The organism is Thiorhodococcus fuscus (genome assembly GCF_042682685.1).
GTDB classification, from domain to species: domain Bacteria; phylum Pseudomonadota; class Gammaproteobacteria; order Chromatiales; family Chromatiaceae; genus Imhoffiella; species Imhoffiella fuscus.
In genome coordinates this window covers 223,300-249,229 of the sequence record NZ_JBHUHX010000052.1, presented here as the reverse complement: position 1 = coordinate 249,229, position 25,930 = coordinate 223,300, and the positions used below count along the sequence as shown (strand labels likewise).

The 25,930-nt window shown below is 64.1% G+C and carries 14 protein-coding genes; 10 read left to right on the top strand and 4 right to left on the bottom strand.

From position 1 onward, the window contains the following. Window positions 1–104: 104 nt before the first annotated feature. The 5 genes from pmbA to ACFSJC_RS17925 all read left to right on the top strand — a co-directional run bounded on the left by pmbA (window position 105) and on the right by ACFSJC_RS17925 (window position 11,921). Window positions 105–1,454 (top strand): metalloprotease PmbA, encoded by a 1,350-nt coding sequence (gene pmbA, locus ACFSJC_RS17945; protein ID WP_386028561.1) that lies wholly within the window; start codon window positions 105–107, stop codon window positions 1,452–1,454. 164 nt (window positions 1,455–1,618) lie between these two features. Continuing rightward, on the top strand, window positions 1,619–2,851 hold the full coding sequence (gene serB, locus ACFSJC_RS17940) for a phosphoserine phosphatase SerB (RefSeq protein WP_386028560.1): 1,233 nt from the start codon (window positions 1,619–1,621) through the stop codon (window positions 2,849–2,851). Window positions 2,852–3,137: 286 nt separating this feature from the next. Beyond that, window positions 3,138–6,572 carry a CBS domain-containing protein gene (locus tag ACFSJC_RS17935; RefSeq protein ID WP_386028559.1) on the top strand — a complete coding sequence of 1,145 codons (3,435 nt, stop codon included), beginning with the start codon at window positions 3,138–3,140 and terminating at the stop codon, window positions 6,570–6,572. 88 nt (window positions 6,573–6,660) lie between these two features. Continuing rightward, a complete protein-coding gene (locus ACFSJC_RS17930) occupies window positions 6,661–10,572 on the top strand; it encodes a PAS domain S-box protein (RefSeq protein WP_386028558.1) in 3,912 nt (1,303 codons plus the stop codon). Window positions 10,573–10,691: 119 nt separating this feature from the next. Next, window positions 10,692–11,921, top strand: coding sequence for a glycerophosphodiester phosphodiesterase family protein (locus ACFSJC_RS17925; protein WP_386028557.1), 1,230 nt, complete (start codon window positions 10,692–10,694; stop codon window positions 11,919–11,921). 113 nt (window positions 11,922–12,034) lie between these two features. Here ACFSJC_RS17925 and ACFSJC_RS17920 read toward each other — a convergent pair whose 3' ends face one another. Continuing rightward, window positions 12,035–15,499: an EAL domain-containing protein gene (locus ACFSJC_RS17920; protein WP_386028556.1), complete on the bottom strand. Its 3,465-nt coding sequence runs from the start codon at window positions 15,497–15,499 to the stop codon at window positions 12,035–12,037. Between the two features lie 176 nt (window positions 15,500–15,675). Between ACFSJC_RS17920 and ACFSJC_RS17915 the strand changes: the two genes are divergently transcribed. Beyond that, on the top strand, window positions 15,676–19,161 hold the full coding sequence (locus ACFSJC_RS17915) for a response regulator (protein ID WP_386028555.1): 3,486 nt from the start codon (window positions 15,676–15,678) through the stop codon (window positions 19,159–19,161). Then, window positions 19,145–20,065: a diguanylate cyclase domain-containing protein gene (locus ACFSJC_RS17910; RefSeq protein ID WP_386028554.1), complete on the top strand. Its 921-nt coding sequence runs from the start codon at window positions 19,145–19,147 to the stop codon at window positions 20,063–20,065. Before ACFSJC_RS17915 ends, ACFSJC_RS17910 begins: the two co-directional genes overlap by 17 nt. A gap of 146 nt (window positions 20,066–20,211) precedes the next feature. Here ACFSJC_RS17910 and pdxH read toward each other — a convergent pair whose 3' ends face one another. Continuing rightward, on the bottom strand, window positions 20,212–20,856 hold the full coding sequence (pdxH, locus tag ACFSJC_RS17905; RefSeq protein ID WP_386028553.1) for a pyridoxamine 5'-phosphate oxidase: 645 nt from the start codon (window positions 20,854–20,856) through the stop codon (window positions 20,212–20,214). A gap of 282 nt (window positions 20,857–21,138) precedes the next feature. Between pdxH and aceA the strand changes: the two genes are divergently transcribed. From aceA to aceK, 3 genes are all read left to right on the top strand, one after another. Continuing rightward, complete coding sequence (gene aceA / locus ACFSJC_RS17900) at window positions 21,139–22,443, top strand: isocitrate lyase (protein WP_386028552.1); 1,305 nt, start codon at window positions 21,139–21,141, stop codon at window positions 22,441–22,443. A 233-nt stretch (window positions 22,444–22,676) separates the two neighbouring features. Further along, entirely contained in the window at window positions 22,677–23,159 is a 483-nt protein-coding gene (gene rraA / locus ACFSJC_RS17895; protein WP_386028587.1) for a ribonuclease E activity regulator RraA, read from the top strand. Between the two features lie 31 nt (window positions 23,160–23,190). Next, window positions 23,191–24,957, top strand: a complete 1,767-nt coding sequence (aceK, locus tag ACFSJC_RS17890) for a bifunctional isocitrate dehydrogenase kinase/phosphatase (RefSeq protein WP_386028551.1) — start codon at window positions 23,191–23,193, stop codon at window positions 24,955–24,957. A 74-nt stretch (window positions 24,958–25,031) separates the two neighbouring features. On the opposite strand, the gene queF is transcribed toward aceK, so the two are convergent. Both queF and ACFSJC_RS17880 read right to left on the bottom strand, forming a co-directional pair. Then, entirely contained in the window at window positions 25,032–25,421 is a 390-nt protein-coding gene (queF, locus tag ACFSJC_RS17885; protein WP_386028550.1) for a preQ(1) synthase, read from the bottom strand. A gap of 163 nt (window positions 25,422–25,584) precedes the next feature. After that, window positions 25,585–25,911 (bottom strand): DUF190 domain-containing protein, encoded by a 327-nt coding sequence (locus ACFSJC_RS17880; RefSeq protein WP_386028549.1) that lies wholly within the window; start codon window positions 25,909–25,911, stop codon window positions 25,585–25,587. Between the last annotated feature and the right edge of the window lie 19 nt (window positions 25,912–25,930).

The following is a 25,930-nucleotide window of genomic DNA, read 5'->3' as shown; positions in this document are numbered from 1 at the left end:
CGTTGGTTCGTATCGCCAGAGCACGTCCAATTAGGTTATTTGAGCCGGCCAGCAAGCGCCGGCTTCATCATTCAATTTCGTCTATCCGAGGACTCGAATCCGCCATGCCCATCCTGACGACCGAGGACACGGCCGAGCGCCTGACCCGATTGCAAGAGATCATCGAAGACATGCTCAAGGAGGCCAAGCGCCAGGGCGCGAGCGATGCCGAGGCATCGGTCGGCAGCAGCGCCGGGCTGGAAGTGGCGGTGCGGCTCGGCGAGGTGGAGACGGTCGAGCACACCCGCGACAACGGTCTGAGCGTCACCGTCTATTTCGGCCATCGCAAGGGTTCGGCCAGCACCTCCGACCTGAGTCCAGGCGCGATTCGAGACGCGGTGAGCGCGGCCTGCGCCATCGCCGCCCACACCCAGGAGGACCGCTGCGCCCATCTCGCCGACGCCGAGTTGATGGCGACCGAGGTCCCGGATTTGGATCTCTATCACCCCTGGTCGATCGGGGTGGATGAGGCCGTCGAGCTGGCGGCGAGCTGCGAGGATGCGGCCCGCGCCTACGACGCGCGCATCGTCAATTCCGAGGGCGCGAGCCTCTCGACCCACTTCGGCATCCATGTCGCCGGCAACAGTCGGGGCTTCATCGGCGGCTATCCCACCACGCGGCACGGTCTCAACTGCGCCGTGATCGGACAGGACGGCGATGCGATGCAGCGCGACTACTGGTGGACCACGGCGCGCTGCGCCGCCGATCTCGATACGGCCCGCTCGGTCGGCGAGCGGGCGGCCGAGCGCACCGTGGCGCGGCTTGGCGGACGGCGTCTGGACACCCGCGAGGCGCCGGTCATGTTCCGGGCCGAGGTGGCGACCGGGCTGCTGCGCAGTCTGCTGGGAGCGATCAACGGTAGCAGCATCTATCGTCGCTCCAGCTTTCTGCTCGATCGGCTCGGCGAACGCATCTTCCCCGAGTTCGTCCGCATCTACGAGGAGCCGCATCTGCGGCGCGGTCTCTCCAGTGCGCCATTCGATGGGGACGGCGTCGCGACCCGCGCCAAGGATCTGGTGCGCGACGGCATCCTCCAGACCTATGTGCTCGATACCTATTCGGGTTGTCGGTTGGGCATGCCGACCACCGGCAACGCCGGCGGGGTGCGCAATCTACGCATCGAGATGGGTGACCTGGACCGTGCCGGCATGCTGCGCGAGATGGGGACGGGGCTGCTGGTCACCGAACTCATGGGGCACGGGGTGAATAACGTCACCGGAGACTATTCGCGCGGGGCCTCCGGCTTCTGGGTCGAGAACGGCGAGATCCAGTACCCGGTCGAGGAGATCACCATCGCCGGCAATCTCAAGGACATGTTCGCCGGGCTGGTCGCGGTCGGTAACGACTGCGACTTCTTCGGAGGCACCCGCACCGGATCCTGGCTCATCGAGCGCATGACCATCGCTGGAGAATAGCATTGGCGGGTTTCTGCCCGATCCTCTCCGGGTTCGGGCCGAGATCCTCCGTTGCGGGGTCCGCCGCGTCAGTTCCTGGGAACCGTCGAGTGCAATTCGGCGATCCCAGGCAGGTGCCGAGCGCCTACAATAGGCGCTTTTCGCTGAGCGCAGCTGATTCCAAGATGAGCGAAATCGTCCTGATCAACGTCACCGGCGAGGACCGGCCCGGTATCATCGCCTCCCTGACCGAGATCCTCGCCCGCTATCACGTCCCCGTCCTCGATATCGGTCAATCGACCATCCACAACGCATTGGCGCTCGGTCTGCTGGTCGAGCTCCCCGCCGCCGGGGCCGACTGCGGTGTCTTCAAGGATCTCCTCTTCTGCGCCCACGGCATGGGGCTCGATATCCGCTTCGCCCCGATCGCCGCCGATGCCTACGAGGGCTGGGTCCATGAACAGGGCCGGCCGCGCCATATCCTCACCCTGCTCGGGCGCGAGATCGATGCGGGACATATCGCCAAGGTGACCGCCGTGGTCGCGGCGCGCGGGCTCAACGTCGATCGCATTGCGCGCCTCACCGGCCGTATCTCGCGGCGCGATCGGCGCGAGCATCCGCTGGCCTCCGTGGAGCTTTCGGTGCGCGGCGCGGTGGACAGCCTGGCGGATCTGCACGCGGAGTTCCTGGCTCTGGGTCGGGTGATCGACGTGGACGTCTCGGTGCAGGAGGACGACATCTATCGGCGCAACCGGCGGCTGGTCTGCTTCGACATGGATTCCACCCTGATCCAGACCGAAGTGATCGACGAACTGGCGGCGGCGGCCGGTGTCGGCGACCAGGTTGCGGCCATCACCGAGTCGGCCATGCGTGGCGAGCTGGATTTCCAGGAGAGCTTTCGCCGTCGCATGGCCCTGCTCAAGGGGCTCGACGAGTCGGTGCTGGCCGGGATCGCCGAGCGTTTGCCGATCACCGAGGGCGCCGATCGACTGATCGCGTCGCTCAAGAGGCTGGGCTATAAGGTGGCCATCCTTTCGGGCGGATTCACCTATTTCGCCGAGCATCTGCAGCGGCGTTTCGGTGTCGACTACGTCTATGCCAACCGGCTCGATTTCCGCGACGGCAAGCTGACCGGCGAGGTCTCGGGCGAGATCATCGACGGTCGGCGCAAGGCGGATCTGCTGCGTGAGATCGCCGAGCGCGAGTGTATCCGGCTCGAACAGGTGATCGCGGTCGGCGACGGTGCGAACGATCTGCCCATGCTCTCCATCGCCGGTCTGGGCATCGCCTTTCACGCCAAGCCTATCGTTACCCAGCAGGCGCGTCATTCCATCGCCAACGTGGGTCTCGACGGAATCCTCTACCTGCTCGGCATGCGCGACCGTGATGTGGCGCGGCTCGGATCGATGGACCTCTGACGGTTGGGACAGGGCGGTTACGATAGGGTGACCTGTGCCGCCATGGTAGGATGCGCCGCAAGAGCGTGAGGGAGTTTGAATCGCATTCCTGTGACGCCGATGATGTTCGGTCATGGGCCGCTTGGACCATTTCGGCGTCATCGCATCTGCGGCATCCAGCGTTCGGCGTTTCGAGCGATCGGGGTGAAGCGCCAGTACTGGGGCATCAGTATATTGAGGAGATCCGGCGTAGCGCCCACCTTTGCCAGGCGCCGCTCCTTTTTCTTTTTGCTTTAGGGGCTTGCGCATGCTTTCGGTGACCGATCTGACGCTCGCGGATATCATGAATCGGCGGATCCGCCATGTTTCGCCGAACTGCCCGTTGGATGAGGCGGCGCGCCAGATGGCGGCGTCGCGCATCTCGTCGCTGCTGGTGCTGGAGGATGGCCGTCCAGTCGGGATCATGACCGAGCGCGATCTGCTGCGCTTCATGCACCAGCGCACGGATTTGCAGACACCCGTCTCCGAGCTGATGACCTCCCCGGTCATGACCATTTCTCAGAACACCTCGTTCCCCGACTCCTATCGCGCGGCCCTGGCCCAGCAGGTGCGCCATCTGGTCGCGGTCGATGACGCGGGCGATTTGGTTGGTGTCGCCACCGAGACCGATTTCCGTCGCCACCTGGGATTCAGCTTTCTGCGTCGGCTCGACGATCTCACCGATGCGATGGATCGCGATCTGCCGCTCATTTCCCCGGAGGCGCCGCTGGAGGATGCCTTGGCGCTCATGATGCAGCGACGCACCTCCTATGCCGTGGCGGCGGACGGCCGACTGGCGCGCGGCATCCTCACCGAGCGCGATGTCCCGCGGCTGATCGCTTCCGGGGCGCTCGACAGAGGCCGTCGGCTGTTGCTGAGCGAGGTGATGCAGGCGCCGGTTCAGGCCGTCGCGCACCATACCTCGGTGACCGAGACCGCTCGGCTGATGCAGGACCTGCAGGTGCGGCATCTCGCGGTCGTCGACGAGGACGGGCTGCTGATCGGAATGGTGACGCTGCATCGCTTGATGGAGCGGATCAGTGCGGTCCTGCTGCAGGATCACGCCTGGTATCAGGTCGATAGTCTGCCGAACGACACGCCGCTTGCCGAGCAGGGTCCCCAGCTCGCGAGCGAGGTCTCCGAGATCCTGGCGGCCAAGGACCGCTTGCAGGCGATCCTGGATGCCGTTCCGGACCTCGTCTGGCTCAAGGATCCGAACGGCATCTACCTCGCCTGCAATCCGGCCTTCGAACGGCTCTTCGGGACCCCGAGGGCGTCCATCATCGGGCGGAGCGACTACGATTTCGTCGACCGGGAACTCGCGGACTTCTTTCGCACGCATGATCTCCTCGCGCTGCAATCCGTCGGGCCGACGCTCAACGAGGAATGGCTCACCTTCGCGACAGGTGGCTACCGGGGGCTGTTCGAGACCGCCAAGACCCCGATGTTCGATGTCTCCGGCCAGCTGATCGGTGTACTGGGAATCGCCCGCGATATCACCGAGCGCAAGCAGGTTACGGAGGAGCTCGACCGCCATCGCAATGATCTTGAGGCGCTGGTGCGCTCGCGCACGAACGAGCTGGAGGCGGCGAATCGTGCGCTACGCAAGAACGACCGCCGGCTCAAGCTGCTGTTCGAGCTGACTCAGCTTGCCTCCGATCTGAACGAGGAGGCGTTACTGCAGCGGTGCGTCGAGGCCGCAGTCGAGGTCACCGAGAGCCGGATCGGCTATCTGCGCTTCGTCGAGGAGGACCAGGAGCGGATCGGTTCCTGCATCTGGTCGAGCGGCGCCGAGCCGCTGTGCTCGATGGGTCACGAGATCCAGGATTCGGTCTCCGGGGTGGCCCTTTGGACGGAGGCGGTGCGCGATCGGCAGCCGGTATTGGATAACGCCTGTCAAGAGGCGCCCGACCACAACGGATCTCCACTGGGGCAGTGCGATCTGATCCGACATCTCGTCGTTCCCGTGCTGGAGGGCGGCAAGGTGCGCCTGCTGGTTGGGGTCGGCAACAAACTCGACGACTACGAAGCGAGCGACGTTCGGCAGTTGCAGCTCTTCGCCGAGGACTTCTGGCGGATCCGGATGCGCCGGCGGGCCGAGATCGCGTTGGCGGAGTCCAAGGAGGCGGCCGAGGCCGCCAATCAGGCCAAGAGCGCCTTCCTGGCCAATATGAGCCATGAGATTCGTACCCCGATGAACGCCATCATCGGGCTCGCCCATCTGTTGGAGCGCGAGGTTATGGCCGGGAGCTCGCGCGAGCATGTGGCCAAGATCAAGGGGGCGGCCAATCATCTGCTGGGTGTCATTAACGACATTCTGGATTTCTCCAAGATCGAGGCCGGCCAACTGGTTCTGGAGCGGCATCGGTTTTTCCCCGAGCGTTTGGTTGAAGACGCCTTCACCCTGGTGTCTGATCGCGCCAGTGCCAAGGGATTGAGATTGCGGCGTCGCGTGGCGCCAGAGGTCCCCGCTGCGTTGTGGGGAGACCCGCTGCGGCTCGGACAGATCCTGCTCAACTTTCTCAGCAACGCGGTCAAATTTTCGGATCGGGGCGAGATCCTGGTGGAGATTCGTGCCGAGGAGGTCTCGGAGCAGCGCTGTTGGATTCGGCTCTCGGTGAGCGACGAGGGGATCGGCCTGAGCGAAGACCAGTGCAAACGGCTCTTCCATGCGTTCGTCCAGGCCGACAATTCGACGACTCGCCGTTTCGGCGGAACCGGTCTGGGACTGGTCATCTGCAAGCGTCTGATCACGCTCATGGCTGGCGATATCGGTGTGGACAGCGACCTGGGTCGGGGCAGCACCTTTTGGGTGCGCTTACCGTTCGATGTGGCTACCGAGATTCCGGTCGAGGAGCCGGCTGTCGACTGTTCCGAACGGCCGGTGCCGCCCTCCGATTTGACCCTGGCCCGCCGCCATGCCGGGACACGCATCCTGTTGGTCGAGGACGATCCGATCAACCAGGAGGTCGCCTTGGCGCTGCTCAAGAACACCGCTCTGATGGTCGATGTCGCCGACAACGGCGAGCAGGCGCTGGCCAAGGTGCGCGAGGGGGATTACGCCCTGATCTTGATGGACATGCAGATGCCGGTGATGGATGGGCTCTCCGCTACGCGCGCGATCCGGTGTCTGCCCGACAAGGCCGATCTGCCGATCCTGGCCATGACCGCCAATGCCTTCGACGAGGATCGCCAGCAGTGTCTGGCAGCCGGGATGAACGATCACATCGGCAAGCCCGTCGAGCCGGAACGGCTCTACGCTGCGCTGCTGCGCTGGCTTCCGAGCGACTCGGATAAGACCGGTACGGCCTCTGCCTCCAAGGCACCAGCAACGCCTCTGGAGTCGCTGGATGGCATCGTCATTCCGGGTCTGGACACGGCGCGGGGTCTGGCCTCGGTCGCTGGGAACCAGACCATCTATCTCAAGCTGCTGGGGCGGTTCGTCGCCAACCACGGCGAGGACGCGACCAAGCTGCGCCAGATTCTGGCTGCGGGAGATCCGGCCGAGGCCAGGTTGTTTACCCACACGCTCAAAGGTGTCGCCGCAACGCTAGGCGCGGAGACCGTTCGCCAGCGTGCCGCCGAGATCGAGCTGGCGCTGCGCGAAGGGGCGGCACCGGCCGTCATCGATTCCGGCGTCGTGAATCTGGAGCGCGATCTTCTGGGGCTGATCGAGGAACTGGCGCATCTCGGACTCGCCTAAGTCGCCTTGGTCGTCTGAACGCGGTGTGGGCGGGTGCCGCTTCGCCCTGATTCGAGCGTTGCCTCAATAGCGGCCGAGGATGGATGTGATGAGCAGAATCGGCTTCCTGTCGTATCCTCACTGGAGGATTTGGCTGATCCTGGTTTTCGGGTCCTGCGTCACCGCGTTTGCGACCTTCTACGCGTGGTCGGATGTGATGACGCTGCATCGCCATGCCCTCGCCCAATTCGGCGATGAGTTGGCGGTCTTGATCCGGGAGCGTTTGCAGGATCACGCCCAGCTCCTGCGTGGCACGGCCGCTTTCCTGTCCGGCACGGACAATGTGTCGCGCGAGCGTTGGCAGGCCTACGTCCAGATCGATCGCTCCCATCCGGGGGCGGCCGGCATCCAGGGCATCGGCTTCGCGCGTCTGGTTTCGTCGGGGCGCGCCGCCGAGGAGGGCGCGCGAGCAGGGGGCGAGCTACATGCCCCCATCCTTTATCGGATGTCCTTCTCCGGCCGCGATCCTCAACCCCTCGGTCGCGATCTCTTCTCCGACCCGGCCTGGCGTGCCGCCATGGAGGTCTCGCGCGATGAGGATTTGGCTGTGGTCGCCAGCCGGATCGGCCGGGTTTCGGGTGCCGGCTCGCTCATGTTCGTTCCGGTCTACCGCTTGGGTACTCCGCTGGACGGTGTGGATGAGCGTCGGCGCGCGCTGATTGGCTGGGTCTTTTGCGCGTTTCGGCCGGGCGACCTGATGCAGGGCATTCCGGCGGTGCATGTGCCGGAGCAGGGGCATCCAGTTCGGTTCGCCATCTACGATGGAGATCCGATCTCCGAGACTCGGCTGCTCTACGATACGCATCCGGGCGAGCGATTTCCGCCCAGGGCCGAGCGTATGTCGCTCGACTTCAATGCCTATCGCTGGACCCTGCTGTTCGCCTGGCACGGGGGTGAACGCCAGGCGTGGACGGATCCGCGTGTGCTCTCGATCGCGTTCTTCGGGACGGTCGTCACCCTGTTGCTCGTCGCCTTGACGTTGGCGTTGGCGCGCTCGCGCAATCAAACGCGGCGCTTGAGCGGCGAGCTGGCGGCGCACGAGTGGACCGAAAGGGCGCTGCGCGAGGCCGAGCGCAAGTATCGCGAAATCTTCGAGACCTCGTTGGTGGGCATCTACCAATCCTCTCCCGAGGGGCATTATCTGGACGTCAATAGCGCCTTCGCCCGGATCCTTGGGTTCGGCAGCCCCGCACAGCTCCGAGCGGAGGTCGAGGACATCGGTCGGCAGGTATACGCGGATTCGGCGGACCGAGCGCGCTTGAGCGCTCTGCTCGAAACGCGCGGGAAGGCCGAGGGGTTCGAGGCGCGGGGCCGCAGGCGCGATGGCTCTGAACTCTGGGTCTCCATCAATGCCTCGGCGATCCGCGATTCCACGGGAAGCGTCAGCCTCTATCGCGGCTCCATGATCGACATCACCGAGCGCAAACACGCCGAGCTGTCGCGCGACGTCGTTCTGACCAAGTATCGAACCCTGTTTGCAAGCCTGTCCCTCGGGGTCTTGGTCACCGATGCGGAGAACGCGATCCTGGAGCAGAATTCGGTCGCCGAGCGTCTGATCGGTCTGCCCATCGGGGCCAACCTGCAGCATGAGATCGAGTCCCGTTCGGGTTGGATCGTTCGCCGCGACGGCACCCCTATGCCGTTCGACGAGATTCCTTGCGCGCGCGCCCGCCAGTCCCCGGATGGCGAGTATCAGGCCGAGATCGGTCTGCTGCACACCGATGCCTCGGTCACCTGGCTCAGCGTCACGGTGACGCTGCTGTCGCTGGAGGGCTACGGATACCTCCTGACCCTACGCGATATCGGCGAGCAGGTCGCCGCCGATCTATCGCGCGAGACCCTCGGCGCCGTGGCGCGGCTCGCCGTCTCCTCCGATTCGCTCGATGCTTTCCGGGCGGTGCTACCCTCGCTGCTTGCGTCCCGTCTCGGATTCCCGATCGTGGTGCTGGAGCGCTACGACGCCGAGCGCGCAGAGATGCTCTTCACGGGTTCGACGGGGCTGCCGGAGGCGCTTGCGGGCCTGCGGGTTCCGCTCGACGACACGCTCTCCGGTCTGGTCGTGCGTACCGGCGAACCCCTAGTGGTGCTGGATGCCGACCGTCGTCCCGAATACCGCTGCGATGCGTTGAGACAGCTGGAGGTGAGCACCTTCGTCTGCGTTCCGCTGGTGATGGGCGGGTGCTGTTTCGGTGCGCTGTCCCTGGCGGATTTCCGGTCGCGTCCCGATGTGCATGCCATGCTGGAGATGCTTCGCACGGTGGCCAATACCGTGGCCGACGCCATCGAGCGCTTCGAGTCCCAGGCCGCGTTGCGCGAGAGCGAGCGCAACTATCGCGGACTCATCGAGACGCTGCATGGAGGCGTCGTGGTGCACGGACCTGATGGGCGCATCCGATTCGCCAATCCGATGGCAGCTCGTCTCATGGGGATCGACGCGGATCAGCTGATCGGTTGTTGCGTCGAAGAGCGGCTTTGGCATCTGTTTGACGAGCGCGGACGCCGTCTTTCACCTCCCGAGTATCCGGTCAATCGTGTGCTGGCTACCGGTCAGGCGCAGCAGGGGCTCATCATCGGAAGACCGAACGAGGGGGACCCCTCTGCGATCTGGGTCCAGTGCGAGGCCCACCCGATCCTGGACGAGCAGGGCCGATTGGCCCAGGTCGTCGTGACCTTCTTCGATATCAGCTCGCTCAAGGAGGCCGAGGCGGAGCTGGAGCAATACCGCTCTCATCTGGAAACCCTGGTCGAATCACGCACCCATGAACTGATCGAGGCGCGCGATGCTGCCAATGCGGCCAATCGTGCGAAGAGCGCCTTTTTGGCCAATATGAGCCATGAGATCCGCACGCCCATGAACGCCATCATGGGACTCAACCATCTGCTGTTGAGGGACGCGACCGACCCCAAGGCGCGCGAGTTGCTGAGCACGTCCGGCGAGGCGGCGGCGCATCTGCTGCGCATCATCGACGACCTCTTGGATCTCTCCAAGATCGAGGCCGGAGGTCTCACGTTGGAGCTGCGGGCATTCTCGATCGCTCGAACCTTCGACCAGGCGCTCGGTTTGCTCGACGAGCGCGCCCGGGAGAAGGGGCTGATCCTGGTCAAGGAGATCGCCCCCGATGTGCCCGACATCCTGGTCGGGGATTCGCTGCGACTCGGTCAGGTGCTGCTCAACTTCGTGGGCAATGCCATCAAGTTCTCCGAACGGGGAACCATTTGGGTCAGGGGCGCGCTCGTCGAGGAAGCTTTCGACTCGGTGCTGCTGCGGATCTCGGTCGAGGATCAGGGGATCGGCCTCTCGCCCGATCAGTGCGAGCGCCTCTTTACCGCCTTCACCCAGGCGGACGAATCGACCACCCGACGCTATGGCGGAACCGGATTGGGGCTGGTGATCGTCAAGCGTTTGGCCAATCTCATGGGGGGCGAGGTTGGCGTCGAGAGCAGGCTAGGGGTCGGCAGCACCTTTTGGATGACGGCCCGTTTCGGATGTTCCTCCGCCGGTGCACCGCTTGCGGCAGAGCACGCACACGCGGAGTCCGACCGGCGTCTACTCGTCGAGGCACATCGTGGCCGACGCATCCTGCTCGCCGAGGACGATCCTGTGAACCGGATGGTCGCGGTCGAGTTGCTGCGGGACACGGGGCTGGAGGTGGACGTGGTGGATAACGGGGTCAAGGCGGTCGAGCGGGTAGGGAGGGGCGGATACGCGCTCGTCCTCATGGACGTGCAGATGCCCGTCATGGGCGGATTCGAGGCGACCCGCCGTATCCGGGCGCTGCCTGGAGCGCGCGATCTTCCCATCCTGGCGATGACTGCCAATGCCTTCGACGAGGATCGGTTTGAATGTCTGGCGGCGGGTATGAACGACCATATCGGCAAACCGTTCGAGCCCGAGCGTCTCTATGCCGTCCTGCTCAAATGGCTCCGCCCCGCCGAATCATCGGTCTCGCCGCGTGCTTAGCCCGCGCGGCACGGTGGTCGCGATCGTCACACAAGCGGCATACGGGTGTCATTGAGGCGCTATATCGTTGCGGACTCGGCTTTTCTCGTTTGTCCTCACTCGTTATAACGGAGCCCGCAATGCGCACGATAAGCAGGATCCTTGGACTTGGCGCCCTCCTGGTCGCGCCGACGCTGCTCGCCGACGTCCAGATTGGGCCTCGGCCGTTCTATCTGATCGACGACATGGAACATGGCTGGCTGAAGTCCACCCTCGATTCCTGCCGCGACATGTCGATGACCAAGAGCGATTTCTCGATCGGTCATCGCGGCGCGGCCCTTCAGTTCCCGGAGCACACGCGCGAGTCCTATGTCGCCGCCGCCCGTATGGGTGCCGGCATCATCGAGTGCGACGTGACCTTCACCAAGGATCGTCAGCTGGTCTGCCGTCACTCCCAGTGCGATCTGCAGACCACGACCGACATTCTGGCCCATCCCGAGCTGGCGGCGAAATGCACCCAGCCCTTCACCCCGGCCGAGTTCGACGCCAACGGCGAGCGCACCAAGGCCGCGTCCGCAGTCTGCTGCACCAGCGATATCACCCTGGACGAGTTCAAGTCGCTGTGCGGCAAGATGGACGCCAGCGATCCCAACGCGCTCACGGCCGAGGCCTACATGGGCGGTACGCCCAATTTCCGTACCGATCTCTATGCGACCTGCGGCACGGTCATGACCCATCGGGAGAGCATCGAGCTGATTGCCTCGCTCGGCGCCAAGTTCACCCCCGAGTTGAAAGAACCCAGCGTGACCATGCCTTTCCAGGGCGGCTATACGCAGCAGGCCTATGCCCAGCAGATGATCGACGAGTACAAGAGTCTGGGGGTGCGTCCCGAGCGGGTCTTCGCCCAGTCGTTCAACCTGGACGACGTGCTCTACTGGCTGAAGGCGGATCCCGCGTTCGGGCGGCAGGCGGTCTATCTCGACGGGCGCGACTCGGATCCCGCCTTCGACACCTCCAAGCCCTCGACCTGGTCGCCGAGCATGCAGCAATTGGCCGACATGGGGGTCAATATCATCGCCCCGCCGACCTGGATGCTGGTCACGCTCGACGCCGATACGAACATCGTGCCCTCGATCTATGCCCAGCAGGCCAAGGCGGCCGGACTGGATATCATCACCTGGACCCTCGAACGCTCCGGTCTGCTCAAGGACGGGGGCGGCTACTACTATCAGTCGATCACCGACGCCATCGACAACGACGGCGATACCTACAAACTGCTCGACGTGCTCACCTGGGACGTCGGTATCGATGGCATCTTCTCCGACTGGCCCGCGACCGTGACCTATTACGCCAACTGCATGGGGCTCTGAGCGCCGATCCCGAGGTTCTGAGTCCGATTCCGGGCGATGCGTCGCCGAGTCTGTTCGGCGACGCGGGTCCGTCGGGTCGTGGGCGGACGGCCGCCTTCGCCCGGTTCGGGCGTTCAGGGTCGGCTGACGACGCCACTCGCCGATCGGAGTCGGTCTTCCGAGGCGATTGTCTGGACGAAGGCGGACTGGTTTGGATCGAGCGGCCACTTGCCGATCGGAATCGGCCTGCCGAAGAGATATCCCTGGAAGGCGTCGCAGCCGTTCTCGCGCAGAAAGATCTGCTGTTCCTCGGTCTCCACCCCCTCGGCGAGGACCTGCAATCCGAGCGAATGGCTCATGGCCAGGATCGCTCGCACGATGGCGGCGTCGTTGGGATCCGTGGTGATGTCGCGCACGAAGGATTTGTCGATCTTGAGCTGGTCGAGCGGGAGACGCTTGAGATAGGAGAGCGATGAGTAGCCGGTTCCGAAATCGTCCATGGAAAAGCCGACGCCCAACGCGCGCAATTCCTGCATGCGCTCGATCACCAGATCGGCGTTTTCCAGGACCACGCTCTCGGTCAGTTCCAGCTTGAGACGTGCCGGATTGGCGCCTGAACGTTCGAGACTGTCCCTGACCTGGGCCACGAAATCGGGCTGGTGGAACTGGCGGGCGCTGACGTTGATCGCGAGTTGCAGCGAGCGGGTCGCCGGCTGTGCCTCCCACGCCTTGAGTTGCGCGCCGGCGGTGTCGACCACCCAACGTCCGATCGGAAGGATCAGGCCGGTCTCCTCGGCCAGCGGGATGAACTGTATCGGAGAGATCAGTCCCAGATCCGGTCGCTGCCACCGCAGGAGTGCTTCGGCCCCGATGCAGCGGCCGTTCTGATCGAACTGAGGCTGGTAGTGGAGTCGCAGTTCGTCGCGCGGCAGTGCCTGACGCAACGCCGCCTCCAGCGCCATTCGCGACTCGATGGCCATCTGCATCGCCGGGCTGAAAAAGCGGGTGGTGTTGCGCCCGGCGTCCTTGGCCTGGTAGAGCGCGACGTCGGCCTGTTTGAGCAGCACCTCGACCGTGTGCCCTTCCTCGCCGCTGAAGAGGGTCAGTCCGATGCTGCACGAGCAGTAATACGTCTGATCGTCCCCGCTGATGGTATAGGGGGCATTGAGTCTGTGGCGGATCTTTTCCGCGATCTCTTCCGCCCTGTTGGCGGCCGATTCCTCCTCCTTGCCCAGTCCCTCCAGCAGTAGCACGTATTCGTCGCCGCCCAGACGCGAGGCCGTGTCTTCCGCGCGCAAGGTCTGCCGAATCCGGTGCGCGACCTCGACCAGCAAACGGTCCCCCTCATCGTGTCCCTGGGTATCGTTGAGCGTCTTGAAGTGGTCGAGATCGATCATCAGCAAGGCGCCGTAATGACGGCTGCGGCGACTGGCGATGAGCGCGTGTCCGAGCCGGTCGAGCAGCAGGCGTCGGTTGGGCAGTCCGGTCAGGAAATCGAAATAGGCGAGGTTGCGGATCTGCTCCTCGGCCTCCTTGCGCGCGCTGATGTCGCGCACGGTAACGCGCCGGCCATGGTCGTTTCCGGCGGCATCTCGGACTGGGCGGCAGCGGTGGGTGGCCCAGAAATAACCGCCGCCCTTTCTCTGGACGCGGAATTCCAGCTCGCAGATCTGCGTGTCCGCTGTCGTCGCCAGCGCTTGCTGGATGTGGCGATCCCAGGCGGCGCGGTCCTCGGGATGGATGATGGCGTCGAGCAGTCCAGGATCCTTCTCGAACGCCTCGACCGGATACCCGGTGAGGCGTTCGGCGGAGGGCGTCATGTAACAGAAGTGCCCGTCGGGCAGGATCCAATATTCCCAGTCGTGGCTCCAGTCCAGCATGGTGTGGAACTTGGCCTCGCTCTTGCGCAGCGCCTGCTCGTTGCGCAACTCGTCGGTGATGTCCAGACAGATGCCGACCAGCGCCTCGGGTTCGCCCTGTTCGTCGCGTTTGGCGATCTTGAACACGCGCAGGTCGTGGATCTCGCCGTCCGCAAAGCGCTGGCGCTCATGGGTGACGACGGTGCCTGGCTCGGCCATCGCGCGCGCGTCCGACTCTTGGCACTGCTTGATGAATTCCTTGGGTATGAGCTCGCTGTAATGAGCCCGCGCGAGGAATGTCTCCTCCGGAATCCCGATCGCCTCGCAGAAGGTGCGGTTGACGAACTCCATGCGACCGGACGGGCGTTGTAGCCAGATGCCGACCGGCGCGTTGTCTAGAATGAGCCTCATGCGCTCACGTTGCTTGACCACCGCCTGCTCGGCTTGCTTGCGGTCGCTGATATCGCGCGCAAAGCCGACGGTGCCGAGCAGGTCGCCGTTGGCGTCGGCCACGGGGGCCTTGTAGATCTCCATCCAGGCCGGGCCGTTTGAGCCGAGGATCTCATGTTCGGCATGGAGCTTGTGCCGTCTGTCCATCACCTCGCGATCGCTGATGGGCTGATCCGAGGTTCCCGTCGGCCAGATGACCGTCTCATCCTCGGTCCTTCCGATCAGCGCGTCCGTGCTCGTGGCGCCGACCGCGTCGGCGAACGCCTGATTCACCGCGAGGAAGCGGCGCTCGGTGTCCTTCAGCCAGACCGCGAACGGGAAGTTGTCGAGCAGGGCCTGCTGGTAGCGCTCCTTGCGGACCAGCGCCTCCTGGCTCTGACGTGCCGCCGTGATGTCCAGGCAATGGCCGATGTAGCCGATGAACGCGCCATGTTCGTCATAGCGCGGACAGCCGTCGTCCTGGATCCAGCGGTACTCGCCGTCGTGACGGCGCAGCCGGTATTGCATGCTGAAACGTTCGCGCCGATCGAAGGCGGTCAGGTAGATATCCATACAGCGTTGCCGGTCATCCGGATGGATGCTCTCGGCCCAGCCGTCGCCGTATTCCTGTTCGAGCGTGCGTCCGGTGAAATCGAGCCAGACCTTATTGACGTAGTCGCAGCCTTTGTCGGTTCCGTTCGTCCACACGAGGGCCTGGCCCGAATCGGCCAGCAGGCGGAAATGGAGCTCGCTCTCGCGGATCTGACGCTCGGCCCGGTCGAGCGTGTGCCGGAGCGTCTCCTGTTTCTGGCGCAGTCGTTCGTGAGCGGCGGAGACGGCGAAGACGTTCCCTGCATGGGCCGCGAGGATCCGCAGTGCCGACAGTGCTGGATCGGAGCGGATCAGCGGTGCATGGCTGATGCCGGCGATCAGGCCGGCGGCGCGTCCGTGGGTCCCGGGGATGGCCGCGCCGATGTAGCCTTCGGCCGCCAGCCGCTGAAGGTCGCGGTCGCGAGGGTGAGCGGTTCGCGCCCCGGATTCGATCTGATGGCGACCTTGGCGCAGCACCGCGCCGCCGGCCGAATCCGCGATGTCGTAGGTCCAGGCGTCGACCGGCTCGCCATCGTGCCAGGCGGCGCGGACCTCGATCCGTTCACCGCTGGCGTCGAGACAAGCGATATGCACGTGGTCCAGTCCAAGGGTGCGCGCGGCATGCGCGACCAGATCCGCGACGAAGGAATCGCTGACCTTGGCCGAGACGAAATCTGCCGCAGCGAGCAGGACAGACTCCGGGTGTTGGCACGGGCTCATCGGCTGATGTGGGGCTGGTATGGGTTGTCTCGCCTCATCTCTCTGGCATGCGCAGGCGAGAAGCGATACCGCCCAGTGTATTCTCCACCCGATAGCGGTTTGGCCGCCAGGCACTGGGTGAGGGATTGGGTGTATTCTGTGCTTTTGTCGTTGCTCGATGGCTTATCTTGAGTTTCATGTCGCTTCCAGCTGAGAGGTTTCGCCGGCTCGGCCTTCAAGGGAAATTCTCGCTGGCCTTCTTCGCAGTCGCCTTGGTGGTCGCGGCTGTTATCTCGGCCGCCGTCTATCGGGTGGAGAGCGACTATGCCCTGTCCGCCCTGCGGTTGCGGCTGGCGAACATCGTCGGGGTGGGCGCCGCCAATCTGGACGGCGATCTGCATCGCCGTCTGTCCTTCGCTGCGGGAGCCGAAAGCGAACCTTACCTGCGCCTGCAGACGACCTTCCAGTCCATTCTCGCCAGTGTCCCCGATCTGGACGATGTGTACAGTATGCGCGCGGATGCGAGCGGCGGCATTCATTTCGCTGTCGATGCCGAGGACGACCCGGAGCGGGCGGTTCCGTTCGGCGGGCTCTATACGGATGCCAGCGACCTGCTCCGCGCCAATTTCGCGACCCTCGACGCCCCGCTGGTGGAGACCGAGTTCTATACCGATCCCTGGGGAACCTGGCTCTCGGCCTATGCCCCTATCCGCGCTTCCGACGGCACGCGGGTCGGGGTCTTCGGCGCGGATATTTCAGCCGAGGTGGTGCGCTCCTACGGGCGCAGTCTGATCTGGCTCACCATGGGCGTCTTTCTTTCCACTCTGCCGTTGATTCTGCTGACCGGCTGGTGGATGGGGCGTGTGCTGGCGCGCCCGATCGCGAAGTTGACCGATGGTGCCGAGCGTATTGCCGCCGGCGATCTGAGCGTGCGGCTGAACAGTGCGCGCAACGACGAGATCGGTACCCTGGCGCGGGCCTTCGACCGCATGGCCGAGCGGCTGATGGAGAGCCGGGTCCGAATCGAGGAAAGCGCCGCCCGCTATCGCGGTATCTTCGAGTATGCGGCCGAGGGCATCTTCCAGACCACCCTGGACGGCGAGGTGGTCACCGTGAATCCCGCGCTACGGCGCATGCTTGGCGATCGGACGCTGTCGCTGGAGCTGGCCGAGGTGGGCGATCTGGGCGAGCGGTTCTACGCCCGTTCCGAGGACCGCGAGCGTCTGCTGACCGAGGTCCGTGAGCGAGGCGGCGTGACTGGTTTCGAGGTCGAGCTGCGCAGGATCGACGGATCCAGCTTCTGGGCCGGAATCTCGTTGCGGCTGGTCGAGCGGGCGGACGGGCCGCCGATGCTGGAGGGCATGGTGTCGGATCACACCGATCGCCGCCAGCGCCAGCAGGCGGAGACCGAGCGCGAGGCTGCGCGGCTCGCCAGCGAGGCCAAGAGCGGGTTCCTCGCCAACATGAGCCACGAGATCCGCACCCCGCTCAATGCCGTCATGGGGCTGACCGATCTGGTGCTGCGCACCGAGCTGGATCAGCGTCAGCGCGACTATTTGAGCAAGGCGCGCATCGCGGCCAAGTCGTTGCTCTCGGTGATCAACGATATCCTCGACTTCTCCAAGATCGAGGCGGGACGGCTGGAGCTGGAGAGCGCCCCCTTCTCGCTCGACGAGGTGCTGGCGAATCTGACCGAGATGTTCGCCTACGGCGCCCACGAGAAGGAGATCGAGCTGATCGTCTCGGCAGACGCCCAGGTGCCGCGCGCCCTGATTGGGGATCCGATCCGAATCGGACAGATCCTCATCAACCTGACCTCGAACGCCATCAAGTTCACCGACCGGGGCGAGGTGATGGTCTCGGTCGATCTGGTCGATCCGCCGCCGCCAGATCTTGCGCCAGAACAGACGATGTTGCGTATCCAGGTGCGCGATACGGGTGCCGGGATCCCCGAGGATCGGCTGAGCGCGATCTTCGAGTCCTTCTCTCAAGCCGATCAGACCATCACCCGGCGCCACGGAGGCACGGGACTCGGGCTGGCGATCGCGCGCGATCTGAGTCGACTGATGGGCGGCGACCTGTCGGTCGCAAGCCGGCTGGGCGAGGGCAGCACCTTTACCGCGACCCTGAGGCTCGGCCGTCAGCCCGAGCGCCAGCAGCGCATGCCGACCACCCCGCTCGATTTGCGCGGTCTCAAGGTGCTGGTCGTGGATGACAATGCCACATCGCGCGAGATCCTGGTCGGACAGCTCGAATCCTTTCAGATGTCGGCCCAGGCCGCAGCCTCCGGCGAGGAGGCGCTGGCGCTCATGTCGGATCCGGCGCATGCGTTCGACCTCGTCCTCATGGACTGGAAAATGCCCGGAATGAACGGGCTGGAGACCACCCGCCGTCTGCGTGCCGATCTCAAGCTCGACAAGACCCCGGTGGTCTGCATGGTGTCGGCCTATGCGCGCGAGGATCTGATGCAGCCGGCGGAGCGCTCGATCCTCGACGCCTTTCTCAACAAACCGGTCAATCAATCCTTCCTGTTCGATACCATCATGGGGCTGTTCGGCCATCAGGACGCGGCCGTTACCGGCGCGCCGCTCCAGCGCGGCATCCAGACCGACACCGAGGTGCCGGACTTCACCGGGCGCCGAGTGCTGCTGGTCGAGGACATCGAGATGAATCGTCTGGTGGCGATCGAGTGGCTGACCTCGGCGGGCTTCGAGGTCGAGACGGCCGAGAACGGTTTGCAGGCGGTCGCCCAGGCCGATCCGGCACGCTACGACGTCATCCTGATGGATCTGCAGATGCCGGTGATGGACGGCCTGGAGGCGACCCGCCGCATCCGAGCCAATCCGGAGAAGGCCGGTCTGCCGATCATCGCCATGACCGCCCATGCCTTGAAGGGCGACCTTGAACGCTGTTTGAATGCCGGCATGAATGATTATGTCGCCAAGCCGATCGACCCGGATCGACTCTTCGCCGCGCTGGCGCGTTGGGTCGACCCGAGCGGTCGGGCTTCGCCCGGCGTTTCGGACAAGACGTCGGATGTCGAACTGGCTCCCGATGTGAGGCTCGCAGGGCTGCGTCTGCCGGGGATCGATGTCGCCATGGGGCTGGCGCGCGCCAACAAGAACTCGGCGCTCTATCTGAAGTTGCTACGCGGCTTTGGCCCGGCGTGGGGCGAGACGCTGGTCCAAACTCGCGAGGATCTGTCGGCCGGCCGGCTCGAAGAGGCTCGTCGTCGGATTCATTCGATCAAGGGCGTTGCGGGAAACATCGGTGCGGTCGCACTCTATGAGGCCGCTCAGGTCGTCGAACAGCGAATCGCTTCGGGTCGCTGCGATGCCGACTCCGATTCCTGGCGGGCCTTGGCCGTCGCCTTGAGCGAGGTCCTCGATGGATTGAGCGCCCTGCCCGGCGAGCCCGTGCGCGAGCCCGTTGCGTCCAGTGCCGAGGCCGAGATGGGTGGCGACGTGCTCAAGGATGCGCTCGTCGAGCTGACCCGCCTGCTCGACGAGGATCTGGCCCTGGCGCGCGACCGTCTGGATCGGTTGCGCGCCCCGTTGGAGCGCAGGTTTGGCTCGGAGCGGCTTCAGTCGATCCTGGATCGGATCGAGGACTTCGACATCGATGCCGCCATCGAAACGCTGCATAGGCTAGCCGAGGAGTTGGACCTTGACCGAACGGGATGACCGACCCAGGATTCTCATCGTCGACGACACCAAGGAGAATATCGATCTCTTGATGGAGGTCTTTCGCGATGAGTTTCGCGTCAGCGCCGCTACCAAGCCGGAGCGCGCGCTCAAGCTCGCCCATGCCGAGAGTCCGCCGGACATCATCCTGCTCGACATCCTCATGCCCGAGATGGACGGCTACGAGTTGTGCGCCCTCCTGAAGAAAAGCGAGGCGACCCGGTCGATCCCCGTGGTGTTCGTCACCGCCGTCTCCGAGGTGATGGACTCCACGCGGGGATTCGCCGCCGGGGCGGTCGACTACATCACCAAGCCCTTCCATCCGCCCATGGTCAAGGCGCGGGTGAAGCTGCATCTGGACCTGAAGCACAAGTACGAGCTGCTGGAGTCCTACGCCTTCGTCGACGCGCTGACCGAGGTCGGCAACCGGCGCCGCTTCGATCAGATGCTGGAGAGCGAGCTGAACCGTGCGCAGCGCTCGGGGCGTCCGCTCTCGCTCATCTATCTCGACGTGGATCATTTCAAGCAGTTCAATGACACCTATGGTCACGGCGCGGGCGACGACTGTCTGCGGCGCCTCGCCACGACACTTTCGGGGATGCTGCAGCGCTCCGGGGATTTCATCGCCCGTTACGGCGGCGAGGAGTTCATGGTCCTGTTGCCCTATACGGACGAGGAACAGGTTTGGCATCTCGCCGAGGAGCTGAGTCGGGTTGTGGATGCCTTGGCCATTCCCCACGTCGCCAGCGGCGTGGCCGACTGGGTGACGCTCAGCATGGGTGTGGTGACGGCGGGGACGGACATCCATCCGAGTCCGCGCGATCTCGTCGAGGCGGCCGACCGGGCGCTCTATGCCGCCAAGCACGCCGGGCGGCATCGGATCGAAAGAGGATTTTTGGGGTAGCCGTTGGGCCTGGCGTTGAGTGGCGCGTGGCGTCCATGTTCGGCGTCTCGATGGACCCCGCTCCCGGATTCCGCGCTCGCTTCATCCGGGCTACGAATTCGACACTGGGAGTGTCGTGTCGAGAGACTGGGCGAACCCCAACCGGCTCAAGGCGCCAGACGTTCGATCCTCCAATCTCCCTCATCTGATCGACGATAGACGAAGCGGTCGTGCAGTCGGCTGTCGCGTCCCTGCCAGAACTCGATCGACTCGGGGACCACCCGGTATCCACCCCAGAAATCCGGAAGCGGTACCTCTCCTTGGGAGAATTTGCGCGTGATCTCGGCGACCTTTGATTCGAGGAAGGAGCGCGATGTGATCACCTGGCTTTGTGGCGAGGACCAGGCCCCGATCTGGCTGCCGCGCGCACGGGTGACGAAATAGGCGAGCGACTCTGCGCTGGAGATGCGTTCGGCGCGTCCGGTGATATGAACCTGACGGGCGAGTGCGACCCAGGGGAAGAGCAGGGCGACCTTGGGGTTCTGTCCGATTTCGCGCGACTTGCGGCTCTCGTAGTTGGTGAAGAACACGAAGCCGCGCGCGTCGTAGAGCTTGAGCAGAACGGTGCGCACCGAGGGTTGTTCGCCGGGGCCGACGGTGCAGAGGCTCATCGCGTTGGGTTCGGGCAGATCCGTGCCGATGGCGAGTTCGTACCAGCTCTGGAACTGGCGGATCGGGTCGGCGTCGAGCTCTGAGTGGGATAGGCCGTGCGCCATCAGTTCGCGTCGCAGGGTCTCCGGGTTGGCGTTCATGCGCGCTCCTGACGGCTGTGTGCGAATGCGCGTGCTTTTGGGATTTGGTGAAGACCATGTGTCTTATAAGGGTTCATTGAAAATTATCAATTCCAATAAAAGAAATTAGGATAATTGACTCGTCAAATGCTAAACGTCCCGGTAGGTTTTTAGTCTAAGACCAAGTATGTTGGTCAAACAAAAGGTCGCTTTGCTTTCGGATATCACCACTGAGACTCGCGTCTAGGAGATCTGAAAGTGTGTATCGAGCGGCCCACAACGACTATCCAAGGAGCATTGCAGATGACCCGCCAAGATCAGATCAACGCTATCGAGCAGGACTGGGCAGAGAATCCTCGTTGGACTGACGTGACTCGCGGCTATTCCGCTGCGGACGTCGTGCGTCTGCGCGGATCGGTTCAGCCGGAACACACCTACGCCAAGCGCGGCGCCGAGAAACTCTGGACATTGATCCACGGCGGGGCCAAGAAGGGCTACGTCAACTGTATGGGCGCCATCACTGGCGGTCAGGCGATGCAGCAAGCCAAGGCCGGTATCGAGGCCATCTACCTTTCCGGTTGGCAGGTGGCCGCCGATGGTAACACCTCGGAAACCATGTATCCGGACCAGTCGCTCTACGCCTACGACTCGGTGCCCACCATGGTGCGGCGTATCAACAACAGCTTCAAGCGCGCCGACGAGATCCAGTGGGCCAAGGGGATCGAGCCCGGCGAGGACGGCTTCGTCGACTATTTCCTGCCGATCGTGGCGGATGCCGAGGCCGGTTTCGGCGGTGTGCTCAACGCCTTCGAGCTGATGAAGAACATGATCGCGGCCGGCGCGGCCGGCGTTCATTTCGAAGACCAGCTCGCCGCCGTCAAGAAGTGCGGACACATGGGCGGCAAGGTGCTGGTGCCGACCCGCGAGGCGGTTCAGAAGCTGATCGCGGCGCGTCTGGCGTCCGATGTCATGGGCGTGCCGACCCTGCTGCTGGCGCGGACCGATGCCGAGGCCGCGACCCTGTTGACCAGCGATGTGGACGACAACGACCGTCCCTTCGTGATCGGTACCCGCTCCGATGAGGGCTTCTACCGTGTCAAGAACGGCCTGGAGCAGGCCATCAGTCGTGGTGTCGCCTACGCCCCCTATGCCGATCTGGTCTGGTGCGAGACCGGCACCCCGGACCTCGGTTTCGCCCGCGAGTTCGCCCAGGCGGTGCTCGAAAAGAACCCCAACAAGCTGTTGGCCTACAACTGCTCCCCGTCCTTCAACTGGAAGAAGAATCTGGACGATGCCACCATCGCCCGCTTCCAGGACGAGCTGGCCGACATGGGTTACAAGTATCAGTTCATCACCTTGGCCGGCATCCATAACATGTGGTTCAACATGTTCGATCTCGCCTACGACTACGCCCGTGGCGAGGGCATGCGTCACTATGTCGAGAAGGTGCAGGGTCCAGAGTTCGCCGCGCGCGAGAAAGGCTACACCTTCGTTTCGCACCAGCAAGAGGTGGGCGCCGGCTACTTCGACGACATCACCACCGTGATTCAGGGTGGCGCCTCCTCCGTCACCGCGCTGACCGGCTCGACCGAGGAAGAGCAGTTCTGACCCAGAGTAGGGCGCAATAGCGACAGCGTATTGCGCCGCATGATGGGGAGGGCGGTGAGGTTTCGATCGAACTCACCGCCGTCCCGCATCCGGCGCAATACGGTCGCCTCAAACGTTCGGGCGGCGCAGATCATGAAGCACGTCACCGGTGGTCGAGTGATGCCGCCGTCAATGGACGGCGGCCTATTGCGCCCTACCCGGAGTTGGAATCAGTGAGAGTCAGCGAGGGTGCGATGGACTTCAAGACGGCCGATCTCTACGACAGCCACGGCGAGTCGCTCCGTGTCTGCGAACCCATTTTTCGCGATTTCGGCGGCCGGGTCCGCTTCTGCGGCCCGATCGTCACGGTCAAATGCTTCGAGGACAATTCGTTCGTTAAATCGACCCTGGCCGAGCCCGGCGAGGGTCGGGTTCTGGTCGTGGATGCCGGCGGATCGCTGCGCTGTGCGATGCTCGGCGACCTCATCGCCGCCAGCGCCGTGGAGCAGGGTTGGGCGGGTGTCATCCTCTTCGGCTGCGTGCGCGACAGCGCTGAGATCGCCGGCATGCCGCTCGGCGTCAAGGCGCTCGCCACCAATCCGCGCAAGAGTCAGCGTCGAGGCGAGGGTCAGCGCGACATCCCGGTGACCTTCGCCGGTGTGCGTTTCGCGCCGGGCGATCAGGTCTATTGCGACGAAGACGGTATCCTGGTCGCCGAACAACCGCTGCTCGACTGACGTCACCCCATTCGAGCGTTGAAGGAGAGACATGGCCTGGACCGAAGCCAAGCTCATCGCCGAGGCCATCCTCGAAGGATTTGAGCGTCACTATCGATTGTTTCGAGAAATCAGCGAAGGCGCGCAGGCCCGGTTCGAGGTCGCCGACTGGCCGGCGGTTCAGCGTGCAGCGCGCGAGCGCATCGGCTTCTACGACACGCGGGTCGGCGAGACGGTGGCCCTGCTGCGGCGCGAGTTTCATCTGCGCGATCCGGGCGACATCCTGTGGCGCCGGATCAAGGTCGAGTATCTGCGTCTGCTGCCCCAGCTCAATCAGCCCGAGCTGGCCGAGACCTTCTACAACTCGGTCTTCTGTCGTCTGTTCGACCGGCACTATTACAACAACAGCTATATCTTCGTCTGGCCCCTGATCTCGACCGAGCATCTGGAGGCCCAGGTCCCCATCTTTCGGCCCTATTATCCGGCGCGCGACGGATTCACCCGGGTCATCTTCCGCATCCTGCGCGACATGGGCTTCAAGCGACCCTTCCGCGATCTGAGATGCGACATCCGCTGTCTGCTGCTCGCCATCCGCACGCGCTTCCCGACCAATCGCGCCATCCATCAGAATTTCCAGCTTGCGGTGCTCTGTTCGCCCTTCTACCGCAACAAGGGCGCCTACATCATCGGCAAGGCCATCAATGGCGCCGACCAGCTCCCGTTCGCCATTCCCATCCTCAACGATGAGCGCAACGGGCTCTATATCGACAGCCTACTCACCGGGTCGGATGAGATCTCGGACGTCTTCAGCTTCTCGCGCGCCTATTTCATGGTCGACACCGAGGCGCCGGCGGCCGTCGTGGACTTCCTGCGCCCCCTGATGCCGCGCAAGGGCAAGGCCGAGCTCTATACCGCCATCGGTCTGCAGAAGTTCGGCAAGGCCGAGTTCTATCGCGACTTCCTCAAGCACCTGCGCTATTCGTCCGACGATTTCGTGGTGGCGCCCGGCATCCGCGGCATGGTGATGTGCGTCTTCACCCAGCCTTCGTTTCCCTTCGTCTTCAAGGTGATCAAGGACCGCTTCCCGCCGCCCAAGGACATGACTCCGGAGGGCGTGAAGGAGAAGTATCAGTTGGTGAAGATGCACGACCGCGTCGGGCGCATGGCCGACTCCTGGGAGTACTCGCACGTCGCCTTTCCGCTCGAGCGCTTCTCGCCCGATCTGCGCGACCTGCTGGAGAGCGAGTGTGCCGGAAGTATCGAGCTGATCGGCGATCAGCTCATCATCAAGCATCTTTACATCGAACGGCGCATGTCGCCGCTCAACCTCTATCTGCACGGTGCCGACGACGAGGACGTTCGTCACGCCATCCGCGAATACGGGGATGCCATCAAGCAGCTCGCCGCAGCCAATATCTTCCCGGGCGATTTTCTGTTCAAGAACTTCGGCGTGACCCGTCGCGGTCGTGTCGTCTTCTACGACTACGACGAGCTCTGCTATCTGACCGAGTGCAACTTCCGCGATATCCCGGAGGCGCCCTATCCGGAGATGGAAATGAGCGACGAACCCTGGTACACGCCGGGACCGAACGACGTCTTTCCGGAGGAGTTCGAGACCTTTCTGCTCACGGACCCGCGTATTCGCAAGGTCTTCCTTGAGCTGCACAGCGAACTGCTCGATCCGGCCTGGTGGCGCGAGCGCCAGGAGCACATCCGTGCCGGTCATCTGGAGGATGTCTTTCCCTATCCGGCGGAACTCAGGTTCCGCGAGGAGCGGACGGACTGTCCGAAGTCGATGGAGATGGTTGGTGCGGGGTGAGACGGTGTAGGTGCGAATGAATTCGCACCTACGAAAGTCGGGAATCTGTCGTTGGACGATTCCTTAGGGGGCGATCAGGGTAGCGACACGGGTGTCGGCGCCTGCCAGCCGCTGGCGCGATGCTCGGCGACGACCGTGGTGTAGATGCCGCCACGCACGTTGAAGTCCGCCGTCAGACGCATGAAGCGAGGCTGAGTGGCCTGAACCAGATCGTCCAGGATGCGGTTGGTGACCGCCTCGTGGAAGGCGCCCTCGTCGCGGTAGGACCAGACATAGGTCTTGAGCGATTTGAGCTCGACGCAGTGTTGCTCGGCGATGTACTCCAGGGTCAGCTCGGCGAAATCGGGCTGGCCGGTCTTGGGGCACAGGCAAGTGAACTCGGGCACCCGGATGCGGATGGTGTAGTCGCGCTCCGGTTGCGGATTGGGGAAGATCTCGAGCGATTTGCTCGGGACGCTTGGCATTGGGGTGTCTCCTTGGTGGGTTGATCGCACGCGCGGTGCGAATGGTGGAATGGATTCTCGTGCTGAGCTGCACAGGCATGCAGCTCGGGGTCGGGAGTCCGCCAGCGTTAAGTCATGCGTGCGATACTGAACCGTCTTGATCTGTGCGTCTTCGCGGTCCCGGTCAATCCTGCTTGGCGTCGGTGAACCCGTATTCGACCGGCACACGCAGGTAGAAGAGGTTCAGTCCCTGCTGGCCGATATGGGCGACGAAGCGGTCGGCCTCGTCGTCGGTCAGTACGAAGCCGACCTCGATCGGGGTATCTCCGGCGAGCTCGAAAAAATGTTCTTCGCGCAACCGTCCGTGCCGACCGAATCCGGCTAGGGCGCGGAAGGCGGAGCCTCCGCTCAGGCCGAACGTCTGCGCCTCTTCCAGCAGCCATTCATAGGCCAGCTTGTGCTGGTGGCGCCGGTTTTCGGCCACGTAGAATTTGAGAAAACAGCCAGACATGGTTGAGGCCCTCTCGGTC

Coding starts and splice junctions, on each gene's coding strand:
- rraA (WP_386028587.1), top strand. CDS start 22,677: ATGGACTTCAAGACGGCCGATCTCTACGACAGCCACGGCGAGTCGCTC.
- pmbA (WP_386028561.1), top strand. CDS start 105: ATGCCCATCCTGACGACCGAGGACACGGCCGAGCGCCTGACCCGATTG.
- aceA (WP_386028552.1), top strand. CDS start 21,139: ATGACCCGCCAAGATCAGATCAACGCTATCGAGCAGGACTGGGCAGAG.
- queF (WP_386028550.1), bottom strand. CDS start 25,421: ATGCCAAGCGTCCCGAGCAAATCGCTCGAGATCTTCCCCAATCCGCAA.
- ACFSJC_RS17925 (WP_386028557.1), top strand. CDS start 10,692: ATGCGCACGATAAGCAGGATCCTTGGACTTGGCGCCCTCCTGGTCGCG.
- pdxH (WP_386028553.1), bottom strand. CDS start 20,856: ATGAACGCCAACCCGGAGACCCTGCGACGCGAACTGATGGCGCACGGC.
- aceK (WP_386028551.1), top strand. CDS start 23,191: ATGGCCTGGACCGAAGCCAAGCTCATCGCCGAGGCCATCCTCGAAGGA.
- serB (WP_386028560.1), top strand. CDS start 1,619: ATGAGCGAAATCGTCCTGATCAACGTCACCGGCGAGGACCGGCCCGGT.
- ACFSJC_RS17880 (WP_386028549.1), bottom strand. CDS start 25,911: ATGTCTGGCTGTTTTCTCAAATTCTACGTGGCCGAAAACCGGCGCCAC.
- ACFSJC_RS17935 (WP_386028559.1), top strand. CDS start 3,138: ATGCTTTCGGTGACCGATCTGACGCTCGCGGATATCATGAATCGGCGG.
- ACFSJC_RS17915 (WP_386028555.1), top strand. CDS start 15,676: ATGTCGCTTCCAGCTGAGAGGTTTCGCCGGCTCGGCCTTCAAGGGAAA.
- ACFSJC_RS17930 (WP_386028558.1), top strand. CDS start 6,661: ATGAGCAGAATCGGCTTCCTGTCGTATCCTCACTGGAGGATTTGGCTG.
- ACFSJC_RS17920 (WP_386028556.1), bottom strand. CDS start 15,499: ATGAGCCCGTGCCAACACCCGGAGTCTGTCCTGCTCGCTGCGGCAGAT.